This window comes from Devosia sp. J2-20 (assembly GCF_055808475.1).
Genome location: NZ_CM147870.1, coordinates 2,803,121 through 2,826,082, shown reverse-complemented (window position 1 = coordinate 2,826,082; position 22,962 = coordinate 2,803,121). Strand labels below are relative to the sequence as shown.

The 22,962-nt window shown below is 61.0% G+C and carries 25 protein-coding genes; 14 read left to right on the top strand and 11 right to left on the bottom strand.

All coding sequences use genetic code 11. The features are described 5' to 3' along the window. The first annotated feature begins 92 nt into the window (after nt 1-92). On the top strand, nt 93-1,160 hold the full coding sequence (locus AC0L37_RS13790; protein ID WP_282220797.1) for an HWE histidine kinase domain-containing protein: 1,068 nt from the start codon (nt 93-95) through the stop codon (nt 1,158-1,160). 122 nt (nt 1,161-1,282) lie between these two features. After that, nucleotides 1,283-3,271 (top strand): putative bifunctional diguanylate cyclase/phosphodiesterase, encoded by a 1,989-nt coding sequence (locus AC0L37_RS13785; RefSeq protein WP_282220798.1) that lies wholly within the window; start codon nt 1,283-1,285, stop codon nt 3,269-3,271. 9 nt (nt 3,272-3,280) lie between these two features. Here AC0L37_RS13785 and AC0L37_RS13780 read toward each other — a convergent pair whose 3' ends face one another. The 4 genes from AC0L37_RS13780 to AC0L37_RS13765 form a co-directional block, all read right to left on the bottom strand. Continuing rightward, nucleotides 3,281-4,363, bottom strand: a complete 1,083-nt coding sequence (locus AC0L37_RS13780; protein ID WP_212658865.1) for a patatin-like phospholipase family protein — start codon at nt 4,361-4,363, stop codon at nt 3,281-3,283. Beyond that, on the bottom strand, nt 4,296-5,570 hold the full coding sequence (gene purD, locus AC0L37_RS13775; protein WP_282220799.1) for a phosphoribosylamine--glycine ligase: 1,275 nt from the start codon (nt 5,568-5,570) through the stop codon (nt 4,296-4,298). Before purD ends, AC0L37_RS13780 begins: the two co-directional genes overlap by 68 nt. A 92-nt stretch (nt 5,571-5,662) precedes the next feature. Next, complete coding sequence (locus tag AC0L37_RS13770) at nt 5,663-7,033, bottom strand: glutamate--cysteine ligase (RefSeq protein WP_282220800.1); 1,371 nt, start codon at nt 7,031-7,033, stop codon at nt 5,663-5,665. Between the two features lie 73 nt (nt 7,034-7,106). Further along, entirely contained in the window at nt 7,107-7,862 is a 756-nt protein-coding gene (locus tag AC0L37_RS13765; RefSeq protein ID WP_282220801.1) for a 16S rRNA (uracil(1498)-N(3))-methyltransferase, read from the bottom strand. Nucleotides 7,863-7,983: 121 nt separating this feature from the next. On the opposite strand from AC0L37_RS13765, the gene ubiA reads away from it, so the two are divergent. Beyond that, on the top strand, nt 7,984-8,916 hold the full coding sequence (gene ubiA, locus AC0L37_RS13760) for a 4-hydroxybenzoate octaprenyltransferase (RefSeq protein WP_282220802.1): 933 nt from the start codon (nt 7,984-7,986) through the stop codon (nt 8,914-8,916). Nucleotides 8,917-9,003: 87 nt separating this feature from the next. On the opposite strand, the gene AC0L37_RS13755 is transcribed toward ubiA, so the two are convergent. After that, nucleotides 9,004-9,516, bottom strand: coding sequence for a DUF6101 family protein (locus AC0L37_RS13755; RefSeq protein WP_212658860.1), 513 nt, complete (start codon nt 9,514-9,516; stop codon nt 9,004-9,006). Nucleotides 9,517-9,785: 269 nt separating this feature from the next. Between AC0L37_RS13755 and AC0L37_RS13750 the strand changes: the two genes are divergently transcribed. Together AC0L37_RS13750 and AC0L37_RS13745 are read left to right on the top strand one after the other, a co-directional pair. Continuing rightward, on the top strand, nt 9,786-10,637 hold the full coding sequence (locus AC0L37_RS13750; protein ID WP_282220803.1) for a 3'(2'),5'-bisphosphate nucleotidase CysQ: 852 nt from the start codon (nt 9,786-9,788) through the stop codon (nt 10,635-10,637). 3 nt (nt 10,638-10,640) lie between these two features. Next, nucleotides 10,641-10,886, top strand: a complete 246-nt coding sequence (locus AC0L37_RS13745) for a DUF4170 domain-containing protein (RefSeq protein WP_212658858.1) — start codon at nt 10,641-10,643, stop codon at nt 10,884-10,886. A gap of 5 nt (nt 10,887-10,891) precedes the next feature. On the opposite strand, the gene AC0L37_RS13740 is transcribed toward AC0L37_RS13745, so the two are convergent. Genes AC0L37_RS13740 through AC0L37_RS13725 form a run of 4 tightly spaced genes read right to left on the bottom strand, consistent with a single transcriptional unit; the run spans nt 10,892 to nt 14,864 of the window. Next, the gene (locus AC0L37_RS13740; protein WP_282220804.1) at nt 10,892-12,043 is read right to left on the bottom strand and encodes a glycosyltransferase family protein; all 1,152 of its coding nucleotides are present in this window, start codon (nt 12,041-12,043) and stop codon (nt 10,892-10,894) included. After that, complete coding sequence (locus AC0L37_RS13735) at nt 12,043-12,264, bottom strand: DUF2093 domain-containing protein (RefSeq protein ID WP_282220805.1); 222 nt, start codon at nt 12,262-12,264, stop codon at nt 12,043-12,045. The genes AC0L37_RS13740 and AC0L37_RS13735 overlap by 1 nt, the downstream gene beginning before the upstream one ends. A gap of 47 nt (nt 12,265-12,311) precedes the next feature. Beyond that, entirely contained in the window at nt 12,312-13,925 is a 1,614-nt protein-coding gene (xseA, locus tag AC0L37_RS13730; RefSeq protein ID WP_282220806.1) for an exodeoxyribonuclease VII large subunit, read from the bottom strand. Between the two features lie 48 nt (nt 13,926-13,973). Next, nucleotides 13,974-14,864 carry a LysR family transcriptional regulator gene (locus tag AC0L37_RS13725; protein WP_212658854.1) on the bottom strand — a complete coding sequence of 297 codons (891 nt, stop codon included), beginning with the start codon at nt 14,862-14,864 and terminating at the stop codon, nt 13,974-13,976. A 155-nt stretch (nt 14,865-15,019) separates the two neighbouring features. On the opposite strand from AC0L37_RS13725, the gene AC0L37_RS13720 reads away from it, so the two are divergent. Continuing rightward, nucleotides 15,020-15,277: a hypothetical protein gene (locus tag AC0L37_RS13720; RefSeq protein ID WP_282220807.1), complete on the top strand. Its 258-nt coding sequence runs from the start codon at nt 15,020-15,022 to the stop codon at nt 15,275-15,277. Nucleotides 15,278-15,438: 161 nt separating this feature from the next. On the opposite strand, the gene AC0L37_RS13715 is transcribed toward AC0L37_RS13720, so the two are convergent. Further along, the gene (locus AC0L37_RS13715) at nt 15,439-15,690 is read right to left on the bottom strand and encodes a PilZ domain-containing protein (protein WP_212658852.1); all 252 of its coding nucleotides are present in this window, start codon (nt 15,688-15,690) and stop codon (nt 15,439-15,441) included. A gap of 15 nt (nt 15,691-15,705) precedes the next feature. Next, the gene (locus AC0L37_RS13710) at nt 15,706-16,218 is read right to left on the bottom strand and encodes an invasion associated locus B family protein (protein ID WP_427857071.1); all 513 of its coding nucleotides are present in this window, start codon (nt 16,216-16,218) and stop codon (nt 15,706-15,708) included. 352 nt (nt 16,219-16,570) lie between these two features. On the opposite strand from AC0L37_RS13710, the gene coxB reads away from it, so the two are divergent. The 8 genes from coxB (at nt 16,571) to AC0L37_RS13670 (ending at nt 22,945) form a co-directional block, all read left to right on the top strand. After that, on the top strand, nt 16,571-17,470 hold the full coding sequence (gene coxB / locus AC0L37_RS13705; protein WP_212658851.1) for a cytochrome c oxidase subunit II: 900 nt from the start codon (nt 16,571-16,573) through the stop codon (nt 17,468-17,470). A 25-nt stretch (nt 17,471-17,495) separates the two neighbouring features. Continuing rightward, on the top strand, nt 17,496-19,196 hold the full coding sequence (gene ctaD / locus AC0L37_RS13700) for a cytochrome c oxidase subunit I (RefSeq protein WP_212658850.1): 1,701 nt from the start codon (nt 17,496-17,498) through the stop codon (nt 19,194-19,196). Nucleotides 19,197-19,262: 66 nt separating this feature from the next. Continuing rightward, entirely contained in the window at nt 19,263-20,186 is a 924-nt protein-coding gene (locus AC0L37_RS13695) for a heme o synthase (protein WP_269368152.1), read from the top strand. Next, entirely contained in the window at nt 20,183-20,365 is a 183-nt protein-coding gene (locus AC0L37_RS13690; RefSeq protein ID WP_212658848.1) for a hypothetical protein, read from the top strand. The genes AC0L37_RS13695 and AC0L37_RS13690 overlap by 4 nt, the downstream gene beginning before the upstream one ends. Further along, on the top strand, nt 20,365-20,931 hold the full coding sequence (locus AC0L37_RS13685) for a cytochrome c oxidase assembly protein (RefSeq protein ID WP_212658847.1): 567 nt from the start codon (nt 20,365-20,367) through the stop codon (nt 20,929-20,931). The genes AC0L37_RS13690 and AC0L37_RS13685 overlap by 1 nt, the downstream gene beginning before the upstream one ends. Before the next feature lie 2 nt (nt 20,932-20,933). After that, nucleotides 20,934-21,770, top strand: coding sequence for a cytochrome c oxidase subunit 3 (locus AC0L37_RS13680; RefSeq protein ID WP_212658846.1), 837 nt, complete (start codon nt 20,934-20,936; stop codon nt 21,768-21,770). Nucleotides 21,771-21,836: 66 nt separating this feature from the next. Next, nucleotides 21,837-22,190 (top strand): DUF983 domain-containing protein, encoded by a 354-nt coding sequence (locus AC0L37_RS13675; RefSeq protein ID WP_269368153.1) that lies wholly within the window; start codon nt 21,837-21,839, stop codon nt 22,188-22,190. Further along, a complete protein-coding gene (locus tag AC0L37_RS13670; RefSeq protein WP_212658844.1) occupies nt 22,187-22,945 on the top strand; it encodes an SURF1 family protein in 759 nt (252 codons plus the stop codon). Before AC0L37_RS13675 ends, AC0L37_RS13670 begins: the two co-directional genes overlap by 4 nt. Nucleotides 22,946-22,962 lie beyond the last annotated feature (17 nt).

The window sequence follows — 22,962 nt, the reverse complement described above, 5'->3', positions numbered from 1 at the left end:
AAGCGGCCCAATGCAGGTTCCGCTTTCGTGCTTTTCCCGTATATGCTGGTCAGTGGTTCTGACCAATTTCAGCCAAATCCGACAGAGGCACCGTGAGCGACAAGAGCAGATTTACTACGGCACTGCAGACGATTGTGACCCGCAATCGCTCGCCGCTGTTCCGCTGGTCGCTTTCGCTGGGCCTGTGCGTTGTCGCCTTTGCGCTGCGCTATGGTCTCAGCGATGCCCTGCCGCCGGGCTTTCCCTATCTGACGTTCTTCCCCGCTGTCATTGTCACCACCTTGCTGGCAGGGCTTTGGCCCGGGGTGGTTTCGGCAGTGCTGTGCGGTCTGGCGTCCTGGTTCTTCTTCATCGCCCCCGCCAATTCATTTGCTCTCAACGCCGGCGCGACCACGGCATTGCTGTTTTATGCCTTCATCGTCAGCGTCGACATTGTCATCATCCATGGCATCACCGTGACTGCCCAGCACCTCAAGGCCGAGCGCGAATCCATGGCCCGACTGGCCCACTCCCTGCAGCGTTCCAATCTGGCGCTGGCCGAACGCGAGAGCGAGCAGCAGGTACTGTCGCAGGAGATCGGGCATCGCCTGAAAAACCAGCTGGCGCTGGTCCAGGCCATTGTCAGCCAGACCCTGCGTTCCAAGAATGATCTACCCGGCATTTCGAAAACACTGACCGAGCGTATCGGTGTGCTGGCGGATGCGCAGGATATGCTGATCGCGGGCAGTGCCGGTCATGCCAGCGTCGCCGACATTGTCCAGAAGATTGCTGCCCTGCATGGCAATGAAGGGCAGCGGCGCATTGTGGCCGATGGCCCCGCGATCAAGCTGTCATCCAAGCCAACGCTGACGCTGTCGATGATCCTGCACGAGCTGGCCACGAACGCCACCAAATATGGGGCACTGGCCAGCGTTGATGGCGTGGTCAACATCAACTGGAGCGTGGAATCGCGTCAGGGCGTCGAGGCTTTTGTCATCAAATGGGTGGAGCAGGGTGGCCCCGCCGTCGAGCAACCCCAGGACAAGGGCTTTGGCAGCCGGCTGGTGCGGGCAGGTCTGCCCAGCAGTGGGTCCGAAGTGATAATGGATTTCAGGCCCGATGGCCTGGTCTGCACTATCTCGGCCGATCTTGCCGGCATGCAGTCGGAGCAGATCGGCTAGCTGATCCCACCCGGTTTTCAGGTCATACGATACAGAACAGCTGATCACGGCAGCGCAGTCCGTCCAACCTTTCTTAAATCTTATCGAGGAATATAAGAGGAAATGAGGTTGGCGGGTTCTCCATGCGCAAAAAACTGATCATCACTGTTGCAGCCATGTCCATGATCCTGGTGCTGATCGGTGCGGCCAGTCTCGGTCTTGTTGCCGTGATCCAGCACGGGGTCGGCGTTGCAGCCGAGCGGGAGGCCGTGCAATGGGCGCAGTACCTTACCGACGAAACGCCAGACCTCGAGACATTGCTGCAAGCCGACAATCCCGATCAGGATCAGCTCAGTGCGGTTCTGTCGCTGTCCCAGGTCAGTGATGTTTTTCGCTTTGAGCTGTTCAATCAACAGGGCGACGCCGTGGTCTGGGCTGCCCAGAGCGATGATGGCGCCATGGCACATGGCGCGCACCCCCACCAAACCCCACATATCGGGGGGCATCTCGACACCGTTCAGCAAATTCTGGCTGAGGGCGGTATTGCCTCCTTCATCCATGACGAAACTGCCGACGCGACCGAGCCGAAATACTTTATCGAGGCCTACACCCCTATCGTATCGGGCGAGCAGGTGATCGGCGTTGCCATTGTCTATGTCGACAAGACCGCAATGTACCGCCAGTTCACCAGTTCGGCGATCCAGTATTCCATCGCGATGTCAGCGCTGTTCGCCGTCATCCTGGCCGTTGCCTATTTCCTGATTGCCTATCTGCGCGAACGACAGAAAACCGCGAAGCGGTCGATCGAGTATCTGGCCAATTTCGACACCGTATCCGGCCTGCTCAACCGCGACGCCTTCTTCAAGACCGCATCACTGGCCAGCAAGGCAAATTGCGTCGCCGTGCTGTACGCCGATGTCGACAATTTCAAATCCACCAATGACGTATTCGGACACCAGACCGGCGATGCCTTTTTGCGCCATGTTGGCGAAGCCATTGCGCGCGGCATTGGCGAAACCGGTGTCGCATCGCGTATCGGTGGTGATGAATTCGTCGCGGTCATCGCCGCAGATAGTCCCCAGGCCATACTGGCGGTCGTCGACCGCGTGCAGCAGGACGTCAAGCTGCCCCTGCGCACGGGCGGGGTGACCGTCACCGGCGGTATCAGCGTTGGTGTCTATATGGTGCCCGACGCAACGGTCTCTGTGGCGGATTGTCTGCACAAGGCCGATATGGCGCTCTATCAGGCCAAGGCCGATGGTCGCGGGCTGCACAAGGTGTTCAATCAGGCGCTCGAGGCTACCGTGGCGCGCCGCCAGAAGGTCGAAAAGGCCGTACGGCAGGCCTATGACCTTGATCTGTTCACCCTGGAATTTCAGCCGCTGCTGGACCAGACCTCGAACCTCTGCGTCGGTTTTGAGGCCCTGTTGCGCCTGACCGATGAGGATGGCGAGCGCATCCCGCCTGATGAGTTCATTCCGGTAGCTGAATCCATTGGCGAGATCGAACGCATTGGCACATGGGTCCTCAAGACAGCGATGGCCCAGGCCGCAGCCTGGCCCGATGATCTGTTTGTGTCGGTCAACCTTTCCGTCCGCCAGTTCGAGAGCCAGGAACTGCCCGAACTCGTCAGCGAGCTGCTCGCGCAGACCGGTCTGCCCGCCACCCGGCTGGAACTGGAAGTCACCGAAAGCCTTCTGATGCACGACACCGACAAGATCGGTCGTCAGCTTGCCGACCTGCGCACCTTGGGCGTGTCCATCGCCATGGACGACTTCGGCACGGGCTATTCCAGCCTGGGCTATCTGTGGAAGTTCGGCTTTGACAAGCTCAAGATCGACCGCTCGTTCATCATGGGGCTGGCCGATAGCCGGGGGCAGGCCAGTGATGTACTCGACGCCATCATTGCGCTTGGCCATCGCCTGCACATGGTGGTTACGGCAGAGGGAATCGAGACCGAAGAGCAGGCCGACATTCTCTCAGCGATGTCATGCGATCAGATGCAGGGGTTCTACTTCGGGCGCCCGATGCGCCCGGTCGATATCGCGCCATTCCTGCTCAACAATGTTGCCTCAACCCGGCGTTACAACAAGAAGACAAGCGTTCCAAAGAAGGCCCGATCGCAGGGCTGATCCTGCAGGCTATTCAACACCCGCGGCAGGCAGCCTGTCCTGGATATAGTCTTCGACCTTCTGCGCCAGAATGCGCTTGAAACGCTCTTTCTCGGCTTCGCCATGGCTGACGATTTCGCGCACCCGCCAGAATTCCAGCGCGCCAAAATTGGCTACATGAGGCCGGATATAGATATCGGGCGGATAGGCCGCCATCATGTGCGCGGTCAACGAATGCATCATGATCTGGGCCGAACCGAACCAGATATCGAGCGCCTTGTGATCGGTCTTGCTGATGCCCTCGGAGGGATCGCCATTGACGTCGATGCCGATCAGGAAGTCGGTGCCGATATCGGCCTGATCGAGCGGCAGCGGATTGACCACACCGCCATCGACCAGAATGTGGTTGGCATAGTTGACCGGCTTGAACAGGCTGGGAATGGCAATCGAGCCGGCAATGGCCGGACGTAGCGCTCCGGAATTGAACACCACCTGGTGCCAGCTCTGAAAATCGGTCGCCACCACATAAAGCGGGATCTTGAGATCCTTGAACTCGAGCGGGAAATCCTCGGGGATGAAGCTGTCGACAATGCTTGAAGCATCGAGCTGCATTGAAATGCCGTTCTTGAGAATGCCGCCCAGCCCGCGCAGCTGGATCGCCCACAATTTGGTGGCGATCTTGCGCATGGTGCCCAGCACTTCATAGGAATGCTCACGCAATTCCTTGCCGGTCATGCCCGCAGCCCAGCCGGCCCCGATGAGCGCGCCAATAGAGGTGCCCGAAATAACCGCGGGCTTGAGGCCCAACTCGTCCATCGCTTCGATATAGGGAATGTGGGTCAGGCCGCGCGCCGAGCCACCGCCCAGCGCAATACCAATTCGTGGCCCAGAAATCGTGCTCATGCCGCCGCGCTCCTTGCCCTTGTTACGCAGACTGTCGGCGAGGGCCTGGCCGCGCTTTTGCAGCGGCGTCAGCGGACGTTGCGACGGGGTCTGGTCAAAGACTGTCTTGCGGAAGCCTAGCGGATTGAGGTTGAGGAATGGTTCAGACGCGGGTACGGGCGAGCTCCCGCCAGCCGATGTCGCGGCGGCAAAAGCCTTCTGGCCAGTCAATCTTGTCCACGCCTGCGTAAGCACGCTGCTGCGCCTCCCGGACACCCGTCCCCAGAGCGGTCACATTGAGCACACGACCACCCTCGGCAAGTAAACGCGCGCCGTCGCGACGCGTTCCCGCGTGGAACACATGAACATGCTCGGAACCGGCATTTTCCACGCCCTTGATCTCGGAGCCCTTGGAATAGCTGGCTGGATAGCCCTGGGTCGCCAGAATGACGGTGAGCGCATACTGATCCTTCCAGCTCACCTCATGGCCGCCCAGGGTGCCGGTCGCGGTCGCGTGCAGCAGCGGCAGCAGATCGCTGTCCATGCGCATCATCATGACCTGGGTTTCCGGATCGCCGAAGCGGGCATTGTATTCGACCAGACGGGGGCCGGTTTCAGTCAGCATCAGCCCGGCATAGAGCACGCCCTGATAGGGTGTGCCGCGCGCAGCCAGCCCCTTGACGGTCGGCCAGATCACCCGCTCCAGCGTCTCCTCGTAGATTTCGCGGGTCATCACCGGAGCAGGGGAATAGGCACCCATGCCACCCGTATTGGGGCCGGTATCGCCATCAAAGGCGCGCTTGTGATCCTGCGCGGTGGTCAGCGGCAGAATGTCGGTGCCATCGCACAGCACGAACAGGCTGACCTCCTCGCCTTCCATGAATTCCTCGATCACCACTTCCGCACCCGACTGGCCATAGGCACCAGCAAAGCAGTCGATGATCGCGGCTTCGGCTTCATCCACACTCATGGCAACGGTGACGCCCTTGCCCGCGGCCAGACCGTCGGCCTTGATCACGATGGGTACGCCCTGGGTATAGAGATAGGCCAGCGCCGCCGCTTCGCTATCAAACCGGCCATAGGCGGCGGTCGGGATATCCATCTCGTCGCACAGCGCCTTGGTAAAACCCTTGGAGCCTTCAAGCTGACCAGCAGCCTTGGACGGGCAGAAGCAATCAAACCCGGCGGCGCGAACATCATCGCCCAGACCGGCCACCACCTGCGCGTCGGGGCCCACCACGACGAAGTCGATCTTTTCGGACTGGCAGAAGGCGATGACTGCTGGGTGGTCGTTGATGTCGAGCGCCACGTTCTGCGCAACAGCCTCGGTGCCGCCATTGCCGGGAGCGACATACAGCTTGCTCAACAGCGGCGACTGGGCGATTTTCCATGCCAGCGCATGCTCGCGTCCACCTGAACCGATCACCAGAACCCGCATGCTTGTGCCCTCCGCGCTTGCTGCGCGCGTGATGCACCACCACGGCGAGGGGTGCAAGTCCCCATGGTCGCAATTGCGACCAGTGGGTCTGGCTACATCTCGGCTTCCTGGAAGATCCGGGTCATGTCGCCATTCCATGCGCCGGCCAGCTTGTCGCGCCAGCGATCGGCTGGCGATTTGGACAGCCGGATGGTTTCTTCGAGCGGCGCCAGATGGATGGTTTCGTCCTGACCTGCCGTGTTCAGGCGATTGCGGCGGATCAGCCCGGCTTCGGCAATGCCGACGGCCTGAGCAGCGAAATCATAGATATTGGTGCGCCCGACCGGTGTCATCAGACCCAGACGAGGCACTTCGCGGCGCATGGCGTCGCGTTCGCCCTGGGTCCATGGCTCGATGAGCTCATAGGCGGCTTCGAGCGAAACCGCGTCATAGAGCAGGCCGGTCCAGAAGGCCGACAGCGCCGTCACCGACCTCTCGTCGCCCATATCGGCGCCGCGCATCTCAAGGAACTGCTTGAGGCGCACTTCGGGGAAGATGGTCGACAGATGGTCTTCCCAATCCTTGATGGTTGGCTTTTCGCCGGGCAGTTGGGGCAGTTCGCCGCGCAGGAAGGCCCGGAAGCTCTCGCCCGCCACATTGACGTAATCGCCATTGCGGATGACGAAATACATCGGCACGTCCAGCGCATAGTCGGCATATTGCTCAAAGCCAAACCCCTGCTCGAAGGCAAAGGGCAGCATGCCAGTGCGGGCGTCGTCGGTATTCAGCCAGATATGGCTGCGGAAGCTGAGATAGCCGGTGTCACGGCCATCGGCGAAGGGCGAATTGGCAAACAGCGCGGTAGCGATAGGCTGCAGGGCGACGGCCACGCGCAGCTTCTTGACCATGTCCGCTTCGCTGGAGAAATCGAGATTGGTCTGTACGGTGGCCGAGCGGAACATCATGGATGTGCCCAGCGTGCCGACCTTTTCCATATAGGGCTTCATGATGCCGTAGCGCGATTTAGGCATCGAGCAAATCTCATCAACCGACCAGATCGGGGTGACGCCCAGACCCAGAAAGTGGATATCGAGCGGACCGGCGACTTTCTTGCTGACGGCCATATGTTCGGCCAGCTCGGCTGCCGAAGCGTGCAGATCGAGCTGGGGCGAGCCGGACAGTTCGAACTGCCCGCCGGGCTCCAGCGAAATACCGCCCGCCACTTCATCGTTGCGCAGCCCGATCGGGTTGTCGCCATCATAGAAGGGATGCCAGCCGGTTTCGGCCTGGATGCCATCGAGCAGCGCGCGAATGCCATTGGGGCCTTCATAGGCGACCGGGCGCAGCGGATTGGTGTGGAACACGTGCTTCTCGTGCTCGGTGCCAATGCGCCATTCGCTCTCGGGTTTGCACCCGCGCGCCATCGCCTCGATCAGGTCCGCACGCGATTCAATAAGAGGGCTGTAGCTGTCGGCGCCGGCCATGAAGTGTCCTCGGTATAGGAGGGGTCAATGTTGGGCGGAACATAGCGTTGCGCAAGCACAAAGCAATCGCCTTTTATCGCCAATCACCGATGATTGCCTGAATTACCGCCAAGGCAGCCACCGCAGCGGTGTCGGCACGCAGAATGCGCGGGCCCAGACTGATCGGCACCACATAGGGCAGGGCGATCAGTTTTGCGCGTTCTTCATCGGAAAACCCACCCTCGGGCCCAATCAGAATGCCGACCTTGTGCCCCTTCAGGCTGCCAAGGGTTTCGACCGGTGAGGAAGATGCGGCGCTCTCATCGGCCAGGATCAATGTGCGATCGGCAGGCCAGCCATCGATCAGGCGTTCAAGTGTCATTTCGGGCTCGACGCTGGGCACGCTGAGCACTTCACATTGCTCGGCAGCCTCGATGGCATTGGCCACCATGCGCTCATGCTTGAGGCGATTGACCTGGGTATAGCGGGTAATCACCGGCTGGATGGTGCCCACGCCCATCTCGACCGCCTTCTGGATGACGTAGTCGAGCCGTTCGCTCTTGAGCGGTGCAAAGCCATACCAGAGATCGGAAACCGGGGTTTGTCCGGCGATCCGTTCGACCAGTTCGAGCTGCACCGATTTTTTGGAATCGCTGATCAGACGGCACAACCAGGCACCATCGCGACCATTGAACAGCACCACTTCATCGCCCACGCTCTTGCGCAGCACGGCGGCCAGATAGAGCGACTGCTCCTTGCCCAGCGTTAACTGGGCGCCGGCGCTCAGATCGGGTTCAACATAAAGACGGGGAGGCTGGCATGGGTGCGTGGCATGGCGCAGCGATAGCATCGCTGGCCCCGAATTGTCATCTTTCCACTTGCCCCGTTTTAGCGACGGGGCGAATTCTGCTAACCACTGGTCCAAAGAGTCGCCGGTCCCCATCCGCGTGACATGATCAAGGAGCCTGCCCATGTCCGATGTTGAACAGTCCGGCACTGTTGCTGATGCCCAGTCGGACAATTGGGTGGATCGCTATGCGCCGCAATGGCTCAAGCCCTATGCGCGACTGGCGCGCTGGGACCGGCCCATTGGCTTCTGGCTGCTGTTCTGGCCCTGCACCTGGGGGCTGGGGCTGGCCGCGATTGCCACACCGGAGCGCGGTTTTGACTGGATGGCAGCAATCCTGATGCTGGTTGGGGCCGTGCTGATGCGTGGCGCGGGCTGTACCTTTAACGACATTGTCGACCGCGATATCGACATGCAGGTGGCCCGCACCCGCTCGCGGCCAATCCCTTCAGGCGCGGTAACCGCGCGCGATGCGCTGGCTTTCCTGATTGCCCAGGCTCTGCTGGCCTCGGTCATCCTGTTCCAGTTCAACCGCTTTACGGTCTGGGCCTGCGTCGCCTCCCTGATACTGGTGGCGATCTATCCCTTTATGAAGCGCATTACCTGGTGGCCGCAGCTGTTTCTGGGCCTGGCCTTCTCCTATGGCGCGCTGGTGGGCTGGAGTTCGCAGACCGGCAGCTTCGCGATGCCGGCACTGCTGGCTTATCTGGGTACCATTTTGTGGGTGATCGGCTACGACACCATCTATGCGCTGCAGGATGTCGAGGACGATGCGCTGATCGGCGTCAAATCCACTGCCCGTCTGTTTGGCGACAAGACAAGGCCCATCGTGACCGGGTTCTACGCTGGTGCCTATGTGTTGTGGCTGGCTGCCGCGACCCTGGCGGGCGCCGGCATTGTGTTTGCGGTGATCTCGCTGGTGGCGCTGGCGCTGCTGGCCTGGCAGGTGCAGACGGTGGACGCCGATGTGGACGACAATCCGCGGGCCCGGTTTTATTCCAACCACTATGTCGGCATCACGCTGGCGCTGGCGCTATTGGCTGACTGGGTCTGGTAGGCAAGTCCACGACGCCCAAAAACGCCAAAAGGGCTGACCGCACCACCGGTCAACCCTCTTGAACGTCACTTGGAGGCGTCGGTAAACTTAGGCTTCGGCCTGACCAGGCTTGCGGCGGTTGAGGAAACGGGGTCGACGGCCCGCCTCGGCAACCAGCTTGCGGCGCGACTGGCTTGAGCCAACCATCACGCCATCAACCTGCTGGCTATAGGGCATGTAGGCACCATCGCCGGCCTTGATGAACAGCGGCAGGCGCAATTTCTTGCCCCAGTTCTGCCATTCGGCGACGACGTTGTGATTGCCCTCTTCTTCAAACACGCGGTAGTTCAGCTCATGGTCCGAATGCACCAGTTCGATCGAGCTGGTCAGAACACCCTCTTCCGAGAGGGTAGTGGCAACTGCCACGCCAATGAACTCGGTGACCGGCACCTTGATCTTGATTGCCACACCGCTCTGCTCGAGCATGCGGCGGACTGTAACGGTTTTAACCGGATCCTTGGGACCGTTATCGTTCGAGGCGACAAATCGGCGCTCCGCCACTGCGGGCTTGCCGAATGCCAAAACGACCGACGATCCTTCCATCGCAACGCCATGAACCATGTGAATTTGCCTTCCTGTCAACTTCGAGAGCTGGTTTTTGTTGCTCTCTTTCTTGCACCCAACATAGCGCGCCGACTTACCTGCCCCCTTAATCGGTTGGGTTAAGTTTATCTTGTTTTTCGAGAGGGTTAGCAGGGTGTTGCACCCAGTAGGACCCGGTTAACCCCACCCGGTGTCGCCCTGTTAACGCTGCCATAATTGACAAGCTGGTGATCGGGCGCAGGCGGCCCCTTGTCCAAAACCCGGGGCAAGCCTAAAAGGCCCGGAATATGCCCATTCCGCCCACCACCTACGCTGAAGATCTCGAACTGCTCCGCGCCTCCGCGGTAGCAGCGGGCATCATTGCCAGCGGCTTCTTTCGGCGCGAAGTGAAGAGCTGGAACAAGGAAAATGCCTCGCCCGTGAGCGAAGCGGACATCCTTGTTGACCGATATTTGGCCAATGCATTGCTCCAGGCGCGTCCGACCTATGGCTGGCTGAGCGAAGAAACGGCGGATAATCCTTCACGATTGGATTGCGAACGCGTCTTTGTGGTTGATCCCATTGACGGCACGCGCGGCTTCTTGCGCGGCGAAGACAGCTGGACTGTGTGTCTTGCGGTGGTCGAGGACGGCGTGCCTGTGGCCGGTGTCGTCTATGCGCCCATGCGCGACGAACTATATGAAGCCACCCGCGATGGCGGGGCGCGCCTGAACGGCAAGCCCATCCAGCGCCGCCGTCGCCCCGGCTCCCCGCCGGTCATTCCGGCTGCCGGTGCCGTGCACCAGCATTTGCAGGATGCCGGACTCAACTATACGCGTGGCCCTTATTATCCCTCGCTGGCCTATCGGCTGGTCCAGGTGGCGACCGGCAAGCTCGACGCGGTGGCCAGCCGCCGCGGTAGCCAGGATTGGGATATTGCCGCTGCCACGGTCATTCTGGATGAGTGTGGTATGGATGTCGCCGACGTCTGTAGCGGGTTCCCACAATTTAACAGACGAGATGTGCGTCACGGGGCGCTTGCGGCACTTGCCGACATGAGCCTAAAACCGCTGCTTCACGCGGCGCTTATAGAAGTCTATGGCTGTCCTGCCGACGAGGCGCTCACCGCAGAACCTACTTCTACCGATGAACGGATTTGACCGATGGCTGAAAAAGAAGTCCCCAACGAACAATTGCTCCACCTGGTGATCGGTGGCGAACTGTCCAGCATTGAGGGCGTCACCTTTGCCGATCTCGACAAGGTGGACGTGGTTGGCCTGTATCCCAACTACGCTGCAGCCCTGGTCGCCTGGAAGCAGAAGGCGCAGATGACGGTCGATAGCGCCCAGACGCGCTACTTCATCGTTCACCTGCACCGCCTGCTCGATCCCCAGACCGACAAGAAGTAAGGTTTCTAGGCCTCAATGGCCTCCAGAATGGCCTGCATCGCACCGGGGCCGCCAATGTTTTGGCGGCCTATCGCCGCCTGACGCCGCCGCTCTTCATCATTTTCGAGCAAGCCACGCAGCGCGGCCCCGATGGCAGCCGCCTCGGCCGGCACCACGGTGCGGGCTTCGCCAAACAGTTTCTGCTCATCATTGAAGCGCGAGCGTCGATCCCGTGGATTGACGAAGGTAATGGCGGGCTTGCCTAGCCCCAGAGCCTGCACGGTCGCCGTGCCCGCTTGCGAGAGCACCAGATCCGATGCCGCCAGCAGATTGCCCATCGCACCACCGCGCGCCATGTGCACGCTCAGCGTCCCGTCGGACAATTCACCCAGATCATCGGATTCTGCGCTCAGCATATGGGTGCGGCGCAGGCCGGTCTTTTTGGCCAGATCGTCAATATTGATGCCGCCGGCCACCGCCAGGAAGATATCGGGGCGCTGATCAGCGGGCAGGGAACGCAGCGCATCGATCTGCAATTCGAAGCTCTCGGCAGTCAGTGCGCGGCTGCCGGGCAGCAGTGTGACCGCCAATGGCCTTGTCCGGCGCGATTGGGCGTCATAGTCCCCGCCGGGAATGGTATCCATCATCACATTGCCGGCCGAGCGTGCATCCACGCCGACCTGCTCAAGCGTCTGCGCCAGATTGTCGGCCCGACAGAACGCGGTGGTGCAGGTGCGCTTGATGACAAAGCGTTCGGCCGCTGAGTAAAGCCGCGCCGCGCCCGTCTTGTAGACATCGAGATAGATCAGATCACGCAGGCCACAGGCATAGGCGGCCAGCACGCCGGTGACATCACCCACGATGATGACGCGCTCATATCTGCCGCGGATCTCGCGCAGAAATCGTAATGCCGGCGGGATGGTCTTGAGGCCGCCGCTGGTCAGGTCGCGCTGCAGCGAGCCTTTGACATTGCGCCAGCCCTCCGAGGCCAGCGTGGCGCGTGGACCCACGATCGGACACACCCCGGTATAGGCATTGCCCGCACCGATCATGGGATAGGCATTGACCTCGATCGATTTGGGCAGGCGGGCCACAATGGCTGAAGCGATCCAGTCTTCGCCATGGCCGTTGGATATGAACAGGAAACGACGACGGTGTGGTGACGCTTCCACAACCATCAGGCGCCCAGGCCGAACCGTTCGAACGCCGTATTGGCGACGGAGGCATCGGCATAGGCCTCTTGCCGATCAACATTCCAGTAGAACAGCTCATCGAGCGGGATCGGCTTGCCGGTGATGGCGCAGCGGGCAAATGTGCCCGGCTTGAGCACGACATAGTCGCCATCAAGGTAGCGGATCACGGCTTCGGTGGGCGCAAAGCCCTTGTCAAAAAGGTTCATGATGAAAATCCTTTAACCACGCTCGATATAGCGAGCATTGATACCGATCAAAAGAGGCTTTCTTGAGTGTCGCTGTCAACTTGTCCGCGTGGTTTCTTCTTGATAACCGGACTGCCTGCAATTGTGGCGCCGACCTCACCATCGGCAAATTCGATGGCCACCGCATCGCCCGGCGACAGCGTGGCCCGGGCCTGCACCAGATTGCCCTGATCGTCCTTGATCACCGCATAACCGCGCGCCAGCACACTCTTGTAGCTCAGCGAGGCGAGCAGCTTGTCCGACTGCGTGAGCGTCGCGCGCGCCTCGCCCAGATTGAGCGCCATGCTGGCGCGCAGCCGCGCTGTCAGCGGCGTCAGCACGCTGTGGGCGTGGCGCAATTCGGTCTTGAGCGCGCTTGGCGACAGTTTCGGACCGATGCCGGCGAACTGGGAATGCTTGCGCTCGATCAGCCGGGAAACCGAAGCGTCCAGACGCTCGGCGCGCGGATCAAAAGTAAGGCGGGTGCGGTCCACCGTCTTGCGCAGCCCCGCATTGGCGCGCAGCGACAGATTGCGCAGCTTTTCGGCGGCTTCCTGGCGCTGGCCTTGCAGCAGGCGCGGCGTGAGCTTGGAGTCCGTGCGCGAATAGCGCACGCGCAGTGACTGTACCGAATGGCGCAGATTGCCCAGCAGGTTAGACGCCGCGTGATCAAGCTGCTGGCGTTGCAGTGATACCAGATCGGAGGCGCGGGGCAGCCCGGCCACGGCCGCACGCAGACGGTCGCGCGCGGTCGCGGTTACCCGGCGCGTTGCCTGGCGTTGCCGGCCGCCCAGATCATCGACATAGCCGATCAGTTCGGCCCGCACCGGCACTGCGGCTTCGGCGGCAGCCGTCGGCGTTGGCGCCCGCATATCCGAGACATAGTCGATCAGCGTGGTATCGGTTTCGTGGCCAACCGCGGAAATGATCGGGATGGTGCTGGCGGCTACCGCGCGCACCACGGCTTCTTCGTTAAAGCCCCACAGGTCTTCGATCGAGCCACCACCACGCGCCACGATCAACAGATCGGGCCGGGGCATGGCGCCGCCGGCGACCATGGCGTTGAACCCCTCAATGGCATTGACCACTTCGGCGGCGCAGGTGTCGCCCTGAACCCGCACCGGCCAGACCATGACATGGCTGGGGAAGCGGTCGGCCAGGCGATGCAGGATATCGCGGATCACCGCGCCCGTGGGGGAGGTGATCACACCGATCACGCGGGGCAGATAGGGCAGGGACTGTTTGCGTTCGCGGGCGAACAGTCCTTCGGCGGCCAGCTTGCGCTTGCGCTCCTCAAGCAGCGCCATCAGCGCCCCGGCACCCGCGGGCTCAATATTGTCGATGACGATCTGGTATTTGGAGGAACGCGGGAAGGTGGTCAGCCGCCCGGTGGCGATCACCTCTAGCCCCTCTTCGGGCTTGAAGGTCAGCTTGGCGTAATTGCCCTTCCAGACGACGGCGTCAATTGAGGCGCTTTCATCCTTGAGGGTGAAATAGGCGTGGCCCGAAGAGTGCTGGCCGCGAAAGCCTGATATCTCGCCGCGCACCCGCACATGGCCGAATTCATCCTCGACGGTGCGTTTTACCGCCTGTGCGATTTCGCTGACGCTGAATTCAGCAGCATTTGTGAGTGTCTCGGCCATGGCCTGTTGGTGCGACATCGGCCCCGACAGGTCAAGAGTGCAGCGCGCTTACTCCGCTGCTTCTGTGTCGCTTGCCGCTGCATCAAGGTTGCCCATCGACTGCACAATATGATTGGCCAGCGCATCATAAATGCCGCCATAGGCGTGGCTGGCCCGCATCAGGGCGATCTGGGCATCGGCCAGATGGGGCAGTTCGTGATCGTCATCGACCACCCGCATGCCCGGCTGCAGGGCGCTTTCGGGCAAGAAGCCAATCGCCAGGTCCGACAACACCGCACTTGAGATCGCCGTAGCGTTTGATGAGGTATAGGCGATGCGGTAATCCTTGCTCGCCCGGTCCAGTGCATCCTGGGCATCCTTGCGCCAGATGCAGAAATGCGGACCACAGGCGATTGCCAACGGGTCGCTGGCCAGGGCGCGACCACCGTGGCTGGCCACCCAGTGCATCTTTTCGGTGCGGAACAGCTCGCCATAGTTCTGCTCGGTGCCCTGGGTGAATACGATCAGATCGTAACGCCCGGCCCGCATGCCTTCGGTCAGATGCTCGGAGGCCATGCAGGATACGTCCACGGCAATCTTGGGGTGGGTGCGCTGAAAACTCGACAGGATCACCGGCAGCAGCCGCACGGCATAATCGTCGGGCACGCCGAACCGGATCGAGCCAGCCAGCACGCCATCGGAGAAGTGGTCGAGGATTTCCGCATTGGTGCGCAGCATCTTGCGAGCGCGGGCATAGAGCGCCTCGCCATGCAGCGTCAGCGTGACGCTGCGACCCTCGCGCGCCAGCAGGGTCTGCCCCAGCCGTTCCTCGAGACGCTTGATCTGCATCGAGACCGCTGACTGCGTCTTGTTCACGCGGCGGGCCGCCTCGGTAAAGCTGCCGCAATCGGCAATTGCGCAAAAGCTCTGCAACTGGTCCAGATCAAGCGGCGCAGCCATCCTGCCCTCACATAACTCAAATTGATGAATTAGATGAAATCTATTTGTTGGACGAATAATTGTCCAGAGCGCTACTGCTTGATCATCGGCACCAGAACACACGGTGTCGGATCCGCCGAACTCCCTTCGGCACAACCACATGTTTGGAGAACATCATGGCTATCTCGCTCTCCGGCGAGCGGTCACTTGCGCCCGCCACGCCCAATCCATTTGTCGCGCTCACGCGCTGGATCGCCAAGGCGAAAGCTGCACGAACCCGCCGGAATGCGTTGTACGCCCTGCTTGAACTCGACCACGACCGCCTCAGCGATATCGGTATCTCGCGCGACGATATCACCACCGCTCTCAGCCGCAAGCAGCCTGCCGGGGCGCATGTGCTCAGCGCTGCCCGCGCCCGCAACGCACGCCTCTAGGCGCCGCGATCAAGTTTCCATCGCCCGGATACGTTCGGGCGATGTTCCCAGGTTGGTACGAATTGCAGTTACGAGCGTCGTGCCATCTCCCGGGTCGGTTTTGCCACCGATCCCGTTTCCTGATGACTTGCCGGACAGTGCCTCGCACTCGTCCGGCTTTTTTACGCTACGTTGAAGCTGACGCCGAGTTCGGCTTCGGTGCGCCAAACCACGTGGCAGGCGTATTTGCGCCCGTCATCCATGGCCAGTTCAAACTCATCGGGAATGCCGACAATGCTGGCCACCCGAAGCCGGGCACCCGCCTCGGACAGATTGCGCACCGTGCAGTCATAGGTGGAATAGCCCGCATTGGTGACAACGCGGCCGCCCTTGAGGGTGCGATGCCGAATGGTCGCGCGGCGTTCTTCAGTCATTGGTGGCGCTCCGGATCAAGGGAGTTGCGCAAAGCCGTCTTTGAGGCCGTTAAGCGACACGGGAATGCCAATGCCCTCTTCGGGGGTCTTGAACACCACAAAGATCGCGCTGCTGCCATCGGACAATGTTTCGATCAGGTCGTCGTCCAGTACCACTTCGGCAACGCAACCATTGGGCAGGCAGCGCACAAAGGCCACCCGGCCCATGTCCTGACCGTCCACATTCAGGCCAAGACCATTGGGCAGCAGCACGCCCAGTGGTGCCAGTACACGCAGCAGACGGGCCTCGCGATCGGCGGTGCGCAGTATAATGACGGACAGACCGACATTGGGCTGATCTTCGGCCAGAACATTCTGGATGATGGCGCATTGCTCAAAGCTGGCACCCGGTGGGGTATCGCAGCTCATCTGCCAGTCACCATATTGGGCGCGAACAACGCCTTGGCCCAAAACGGCGCTGCCGCCTGCGGCAACTGCCAGAACAGCCAGGCCAATGCCAGCCAGGTGACGCTTCAAAATCCGCTTCACTCTCTTAATACTCCTGCCGAATCGTGCGCACGCTTCAGGCTCCAAGTGTTTCCGTTACGCGATGCCGCAAGTCAACCAAAGCCCGGATTTGCTGACGATATGTCGGGCAAACTGCGGCAGGGGTGAGGCGGAAACCGGCGCTGCGCCGCGCAATATGACGCAGCATTACACAGTGTTGCCGCAATGGACTTGCCCCTTTCAATATGATTTAGGTCTCCGGAAGAGTTTTTCGCTCCGAGGTTGAGTCGGGGCGGCGTTATCTATGCCGCTGTTATGCCACTCAATCCCGGTGCGGATGCGCCAATTGCAGTCGATACAGGGGTTTATGGTGATCGGTCAGTTCTTGAGAAAGATGGGCGCTTTCGCAGCTGCCGCAGTGGCGCTGGCCCCGGCTCTGGCTGCCGCGCAGGAAGAAGCGGGCTATACGGCCGGCCATCCACTGCCAGGGCAGTTCCATTTGCAGCGGTCAGTGACGCCAATCATGGACTCGATCACGAGTTTCCACGACGGCATTCTGATGTGGACCATCAGCCTGATCGTCGTCTTCGTGCTGGCGCTGCTGCTGTGGATCGCCTTCCGCTACAATGCCAAGCGCAACCCGACACCAGCCAGCTTCACCCACAACACCATGGTTGAGATCGTCTGGACCGTTCTGCCGATCGTGATCCTGATCATCATCGCCATCCCGTCCTTCGGTGTGCTGTCCGATCAGTTGACCACACCCGATGGCGAGCGCAAATATCTCGGCTCCAACATCTTCTCGTTCGGCGAAGTCGAGGTGCCTGCACCCGAGCTGACCGTCAAGGCAACGGGCCAGCAGTGGTACTGGGATTACCAGTATGTCGACCAGGACATCGAGTTCACCTCGCTGATGCTCAATGAAGAAGATCGTCTGGGCACCAAGCCGGCCCAGCCGCGCCTTCTGGCTGTGGACAATGAGCTTGTCGTGCCAGTCGATACCACGGTGCGCATGCAGGTGACCGCTGATCCGCTCGGCGTCATCCATGCCTTTGCCGTCCCATCGTTCGGCATCAAGATTGACGCCGTGCCCGGTCGCCTCAATGAGACCTGGTTCAACTCGCGCGAGACCGGCATTTTCTATGGCCAGTGTTCCGAGCTTTGCGGCAAGGACCACGCCTTCATGCCGATCGCCATTCGCGTCGTCACTAAAGAAGAATTCGCTGCTTACATGACTGCGTTCGAGGGGGGTGACTACACCGCCGCCAACGCAACGCTTGCAGCAGTGCAGTAGACCACGGGTCAGGGGATAAACGAATATGACCGACACCGCTCACCTCGAAGCCCACGCGACCGGACACGATAGCGCACACGACGCGCACACGCCGACCGGTTGGCGTCGCTGGGTCTACTCGACCAACCACAAGGACATCGGCGTGATGTACCTTGTGTTCGCAATCTTCACCGGCATTATCGGTGGTCTGCTCTCCGGCGTGATGCGCATGGAATTGCAGGAGCCCGGCATCCAGATTTTCCACGGCCTTGCGGCCATGGTCTATGGCATGGATGCGTCGGGTGCCGCGGCGCTCGACGCTGGCAAGCACATGTACAACGTGTTCACCACCGCGCATGCGCTGATCATGGTGTTCTTCGTGGTCATGCCTGCCACCATGGGCGGGTTTGCCAACTATTTCGCGCCGCTGATGATCGGCGCGCCCGATACCGCGTTTCCGCGCATCAACAACATCGCGTTCTGGCTGTTGCCACCCGCGTTCATCCTGCTGCTGATGAGCCTGTTCTTTGAAGGCACTGGCCCCGGCGCTCTGGGCTTTGGTGGCGGCTGGACCGTCTACCCGCCGCTGTCCACCACCGGCCATCCCGGCCCGGCCATGGACTTTGCCATTCTCTCGCTCCACGTTGCCGGCGTCAGCTCGGTTCTGGGCGCGATCAACCTGATCACCACGATCTTCAATATGCGCGCTCCGGGCATGACGCTGCACAAGATGCCGCTGTTTGCCTGGTCGGTTCTGGTGACCGCATTCCTGCTGCTGCTGGCTCTGCCAGTGCTGGCCGGCGCCATCACCATGCTGCTGACCGACCGCAATTTCGGCACTGCCTTCTTCAAGCCTGCTGAGGGCGGCGATCCCGTACTGTTCCAGCATCTGTTCTGGTTCTTCGGTCATCCCGAAGTGTACATCATGATTTTGCCTGGCTTCGGCATTGTCAGCCACATCGTGTCGACCTTCAGCCGCAAGCCGATCTTCGGCTATATGGCCATGGCCTACGCCATGGTTGCCATTGGCTTTGTCGGCTTCGTGGTGTGGGCGCACCATATGTACACCACAGGCCTGAGCCTGGACGTGCAGCGCTACTTCGTGGCGGCCACCATGGTCATCGCGGTGCCTACGGGCGTGAAGATCTTCTCCTGGATCGCCACCATGTGGGGCGGTTCGATCACCTTCAAGTCGCCAATGCTCTGGGCTATCGGCTTCATCTTCCTGTTCACCGTCGGCGGTGTGACCGGTGTGGTGCTGGCCAATGCCGGTGCTGACCGTGCCTTGCACGACACCTACTATGTGGTTGCTCACTTCCACTACGTGCTGTCGCTCGGTGCCGTGTTCTCGATCTTCGCTGGCTGGTACTACTGGTACCCCAAGATGTTCGGCTACATGTACAACGAGACCCTGGCTGCCGCGCACTTCTGGACCATGTTCGTTGGCGTGAACCTGATCTTCTTCCCGCAGCACTTCCTGGGCCTTGCCGGTATGCCGCGCCGTTACATCGACTATCCCGATGCCTTCGGCTTCTTCAACCGCATCTCCTCGTTCGGCTACTACATCACCTTCGTCGCCATGATCATCTTCTTCTATGCGACATGGGAAGCAGGCCGGAAGAAGCGTCCTGCGGGTGACAACCCTTGGGGTGTTGGTGCAACCACGCTGGAATGGACGCTGAGCTCGCCTCCACCGTTCCACCAGTTCACCACGCTGCCCAAGATCGACTCGACCAACGCGCACTAAGTGCATCCGGGCCGCGTTCGCGCGGCCCGATCAACGACCCCAAGGAAAGCAAAGCCAGTGGCTTTAATGGATGACACCAGACATCTATCCGGCATGACGGGCGAGGCACGCGTCGAGGACTACCTCGCGCTGCTCAAGCCTAATGTCATGCAGCTGGTAGTGTTTACGGCCATTGTTGGCCTGGTTGTTGCCCCCGGTGGCATCAATCCGCTGCTTGGTGTCATCGCCGTGGTCTGCATCGCCATCGGTGCAGGCGCCTCGGGCGCGCTCAACATGTGGTATGACGCCGATATCGACGCCATCATGAGCCGCACCGTCAACCGGCCCATTCCGGCCGGTCGCATCAGTGGCGGCGAAGCGCTGATCTTTGGCGTCGTGCTCTCGGTGTTTTCGGTGGCCCTGCTGGGTCTGGCGACCAATTGGGTTGCCGGCGGCCTGCTGGCCTTCACCATCTTCTTTTATGCCGTCGTCTACACGATGTGGCTCAAGCGATCGACGCCACAGAACATCGTGATTGGCGGCGCGGCCGGTGCCTTTCCACCCATGGTGGGCTGGGCCGCGGTAACCGGCACGATCAGCGTTGAAAGCATCGCGCTGTTCATGATCATCTTCCTGTGGACCCCGCCGCATTTCTGGGCGCTTGCGCTCTACAAGCAAAGCGATTACGGCGCGGCCGGCATTCCCATGCTGCCCAACGTCAAGGGTGCGGCGCACACCAAGGTGCAGATCTTCATCTACACCATCCTGCTGGCGCTTTCTGCCATGCTGCCAACCGTGCTGGGCTTTGCCGGCGTGGTCTATACCGCTGTTGCCGTGGTGACGGGCGCTGCTTTCCTGTTCTTTGCCTGGCGCCTGCTGCGCACCGGCGAGGATGTCGCCATGCGCAAATCGGCACGCGCCCTGTTCAACTATTCGCTGGGCTATCTGTTCGTTCTGTTCTTTGCCCTGCTGGTCGACAATCTGCTGCTGCGTTTTGGGGTATTGGCATGAGTGCACCCGACGAAATTCGCGCTGTCGAGATCGAGGCCCCCGAGGTCGCTGCTGCGCGTGCAAAGGTCCGCCGCCGTCGCTCGATTGCCTTGGCCATCGCGCTGGCGTTGTTCGCCATCACCTTCTACACGCTGACCATCGTCAAGATGGGGCCAGCGCTGTTTGATCGGGCTATGTAATGGCTGATCTGACCCATCATGACAGTGCGACGCGCACCACCACACGCAACCGGCGCACCGCGCTGGGCGGGCTGGTGATCGCTGCGGGCATGGTGGGGCTGGCCTATGCTTCGGTGCCGCTCTACCAGTTGTTCTGTCAGGTCACTGGCTTTGGCGGCACGACCCAGGTCGCGACCGAAACGCCCAAGGGCATTATTGCCCGCGAAATGAAGGTGCGCTTCGATTCCAACGTGTCCAACGATCTGGCCTGGAAAGTGACCCCGGCCAAGCCGATCACCGACAGGATCGGCGCCGTCGACACGGTCAATTTCGTGGCTACCAACTATTCGAGCAAGCCGGTTACCGGCCACGCCATTTTCAACGTCGCGCCCGAACGGGCAGGCGTCTACTTCAACAAGATCGAATGCTTCTGCTTCACCGAGCAGACGCTGCAGCCCGGCGAAACCGTCGAAATGCCGATTGTGTTCTTTATCGACCCCGAGCTTGACGACAACCAAGAGCTCGACACCATCAAAGAGATCACGCTCTCTTATACCTTCTACGCTTCAGACAACGAGGGAAGCTGACCATGGCTGGACTTGCCAAGAACCACGACTATCACATGGTCGAACCGAGCCCGTGGCCGTTCGTCGGCTCGGTCTCCGTACTGATCCTTGCCATTGGTGGCGTCTTCTGGATGCACAACTGGACCCCATGGGTGTTCTTCATCGGCCTAGTTGGCGTGCTCTACACCATGTATGCCTGGTGGGCAGATGTGGTCAAAGAAGCCAATAACGGCGTCGATCACACCCCCGTCGTGCAGATGCATCACCGCTACGGTATGATGCTGTTCATCGCCTCGGAAGTGATGTTCTTCGTGGCGTGGTTCTGGGCCTATTTTGACGGCTTCTTCCGCCTCGACGACGTCGAGCAGTACGCCCGCGTTGCCGCAACCGGTGGTGTCTGGCCACCCATGGGCATCGAGCTGTTCGATCCGTTCCACCTGCCACTGTTCAACACGCTGATCCTGCTTACCTCGGGCACCACCGTGACCTGGGCGCACCATGCTCTGCTCGAAGGCGATCGCAAGGGTCTGCGCTGGGGTCTGGTTCTGACCGTTGCGCTGGGCGTGCTGTTCTCCTTTGTGCAGGCACTGGAATACTCCGAAGCTGGCTTCTCGTTTGCCGGCTCGATGTATGGCGCAACCTTCTTCATGGCCACCGGTTTCCATGGCTTCCACGTGCTGATCGGCACCATCTTCCTGGCCATCTGCCTGATCCGTGCCGAGCGTGGGGAGTTCACCCCCGAGCGTCACCTCGGCTTCGAATTTGCTGCCTGGTACTGGCACTTCGTGGACGTGGTCTGGCTGTTTCTGTTTGCCTCGGTCTATGTCTGGGGCAGCTGGGGCGTGGCCCTGAACCACTAGACGAAATCTGACGGAATGTACGGGGCGCAGCAGCAAGCTGCGCCCCGAATTGTTTGGAGGCCTGCTTTGACCCAGCCATCGCCGATAACTGCCGGTCTGCTTTGCCGCTGCCCGCGCTGTGGGGAAGGCAAGTTGTTCAAGGGCTATCTCAAGGTTGCGCCAAGCTGCACGGTCTGTGGGCTTGATCTCTCCTTTGCCGATAGCGGCGATGGCCCGGCCATCTTCGTGATCTTCCTGGTCGCCCCAATCGTGATCCTGCTGGCACTGGTCGTCGGCGCAGTGTTCAACCCCGCACCCTATGTCCATCTGATGCTGTGGATACCAACCACCATTGTGCTGTCGCTGGCGCTGCTGCCGCCCTTCAAGGGTGTTCTGGTAGCCCTGCAGTTCCGACACGACGCCCATGAGGGTCACCAATGAGCCCCCAACGCCGCCTCGGCCCGCTGATGACGGGCACCTTTGTGGTGCTGATGCTGGCACTGGCCGTGGTGTGCACCTGGCTGGGAACCTGGCAATTGCAGCGGCTGGCCGAAAAGGAAGCGCTGATCGTTGCGGTCGATGAACGTCTCGACGCCGCGCCGATCGCTGCACCAAATGCTGCCCAATGGCCCGGGCTTGATCTGGCGGAACTCAATTTCCGGCCGGTCTCGCTGACCGGTGCCTTTCGCTACAACCAGACGGTGACGGTGTTCACCAGCCTCGCCAATGCCCGCGGCGCCGCCTCGGGACCCGGCTATTGGGTAGTCACACCCTTCGTGCTGGCCGAGGGCGGCACGGTATTCGTCAATCGCGGCTTTGTGCCAGAAGCCTTGCAGGAAGCCGCTGTTAGCGACAGCGAAAGCGATATCACGCAGGTGACCATCACCGGCCTGCTGCGGCCGGGCGAAACGGCCGGCTTCATGACGCCTGCGCCAGACACCTCCAACAGGGTGGAGTGGGTGCGCGATCCGGTTCGACTGGCCGAGATGGTCGATCCTGCGCTGGCGCCGTTCGCCCCATACTATGTCGATCTGCCTGCCGGTGCGCCCAATGAGCTGCCCCAGGGCGGGGAGACGGTCATCGAATTCCCCAACAACCACCTCGGCTACGCCTATACCTGGTTTGGCTTCGCCATTGTGGCTGTGGTTATGTTGGGCTTCTGGCTGGCGCGGCAGCGCGCGGCACGCAAGAGCTGAGTTGGTGAACTTGCGGT

Bases quoted from the DNA above. Each gene is read 5' to 3' on its own strand.
- AC0L37_RS13740 (WP_282220804.1), bottom strand. From the start codon at position 12,043: ATGGTTGTGGAAGCGTCACCACACCGTCGTCGTTTCCTGTTCATATCC.
- AC0L37_RS13770 (WP_282220800.1), bottom strand. From the start codon at position 7,033: ATGGCCGGCGCCGACAGCTACAGCCCTCTTATTGAATCGCGTGCGGAC.
- AC0L37_RS13750 (WP_282220803.1), top strand. From the start codon at position 9,786: ATGCCCATTCCGCCCACCACCTACGCTGAAGATCTCGAACTGCTCCGC.
- AC0L37_RS13720 (WP_282220807.1), top strand. From the start codon at position 15,020: ATGGCTATCTCGCTCTCCGGCGAGCGGTCACTTGCGCCCGCCACGCCC.
- AC0L37_RS13725 (WP_212658854.1), bottom strand. From the start codon at position 14,864: ATGGCTGCGCCGCTTGATCTGGACCAGTTGCAGAGCTTTTGCGCAATT.
- coxB (WP_212658851.1), top strand. From the start codon at position 16,571: ATGGGCGCTTTCGCAGCTGCCGCAGTGGCGCTGGCCCCGGCTCTGGCT.
- ctaD (WP_212658850.1), top strand. From the start codon at position 17,496: ATGACCGACACCGCTCACCTCGAAGCCCACGCGACCGGACACGATAGC.
- xseA (WP_282220806.1), bottom strand. From the start codon at position 13,925: ATGGCCGAGACACTCACAAATGCTGCTGAATTCAGCGTCAGCGAAATC.
- AC0L37_RS13685 (WP_212658847.1), top strand. From the start codon at position 20,365: ATGGCTGATCTGACCCATCATGACAGTGCGACGCGCACCACCACACGC.
- AC0L37_RS13785 (WP_282220798.1), top strand. From the start codon at position 1,283: ATGCGCAAAAAACTGATCATCACTGTTGCAGCCATGTCCATGATCCTG.
- AC0L37_RS13765 (WP_282220801.1), bottom strand. From the start codon at position 7,862: ATGCTATCGCTGCGCCATGCCACGCACCCATGCCAGCCTCCCCGTCTT.
- AC0L37_RS13735 (WP_282220805.1), bottom strand. From the start codon at position 12,264: ATGAACCTTTTTGACAAGGGCTTTGCGCCCACCGAAGCCGTGATCCGC.
- AC0L37_RS13745 (WP_212658858.1), top strand. From the start codon at position 10,641: ATGGCTGAAAAAGAAGTCCCCAACGAACAATTGCTCCACCTGGTGATC.
- AC0L37_RS13755 (WP_212658860.1), bottom strand. From the start codon at position 9,516: ATGGTTCATGGCGTTGCGATGGAAGGATCGTCGGTCGTTTTGGCATTC.
- AC0L37_RS13670 (WP_212658844.1), top strand. From the start codon at position 22,187: ATGAGCCCCCAACGCCGCCTCGGCCCGCTGATGACGGGCACCTTTGTG.
- ubiA (WP_282220802.1), top strand. From the start codon at position 7,984: ATGTCCGATGTTGAACAGTCCGGCACTGTTGCTGATGCCCAGTCGGAC.
- AC0L37_RS13715 (WP_212658852.1), bottom strand. From the start codon at position 15,690: ATGACTGAAGAACGCCGCGCGACCATTCGGCATCGCACCCTCAAGGGC.
- AC0L37_RS13680 (WP_212658846.1), top strand. From the start codon at position 20,934: ATGGCTGGACTTGCCAAGAACCACGACTATCACATGGTCGAACCGAGC.
- AC0L37_RS13690 (WP_212658848.1), top strand. From the start codon at position 20,183: ATGAGTGCACCCGACGAAATTCGCGCTGTCGAGATCGAGGCCCCCGAG.
- purD (WP_282220799.1), bottom strand. From the start codon at position 5,570: ATGCGGGTTCTGGTGATCGGTTCAGGTGGACGCGAGCATGCGCTGGCA.
- AC0L37_RS13695 (WP_269368152.1), top strand. From the start codon at position 19,263: ATGGATGACACCAGACATCTATCCGGCATGACGGGCGAGGCACGCGTC.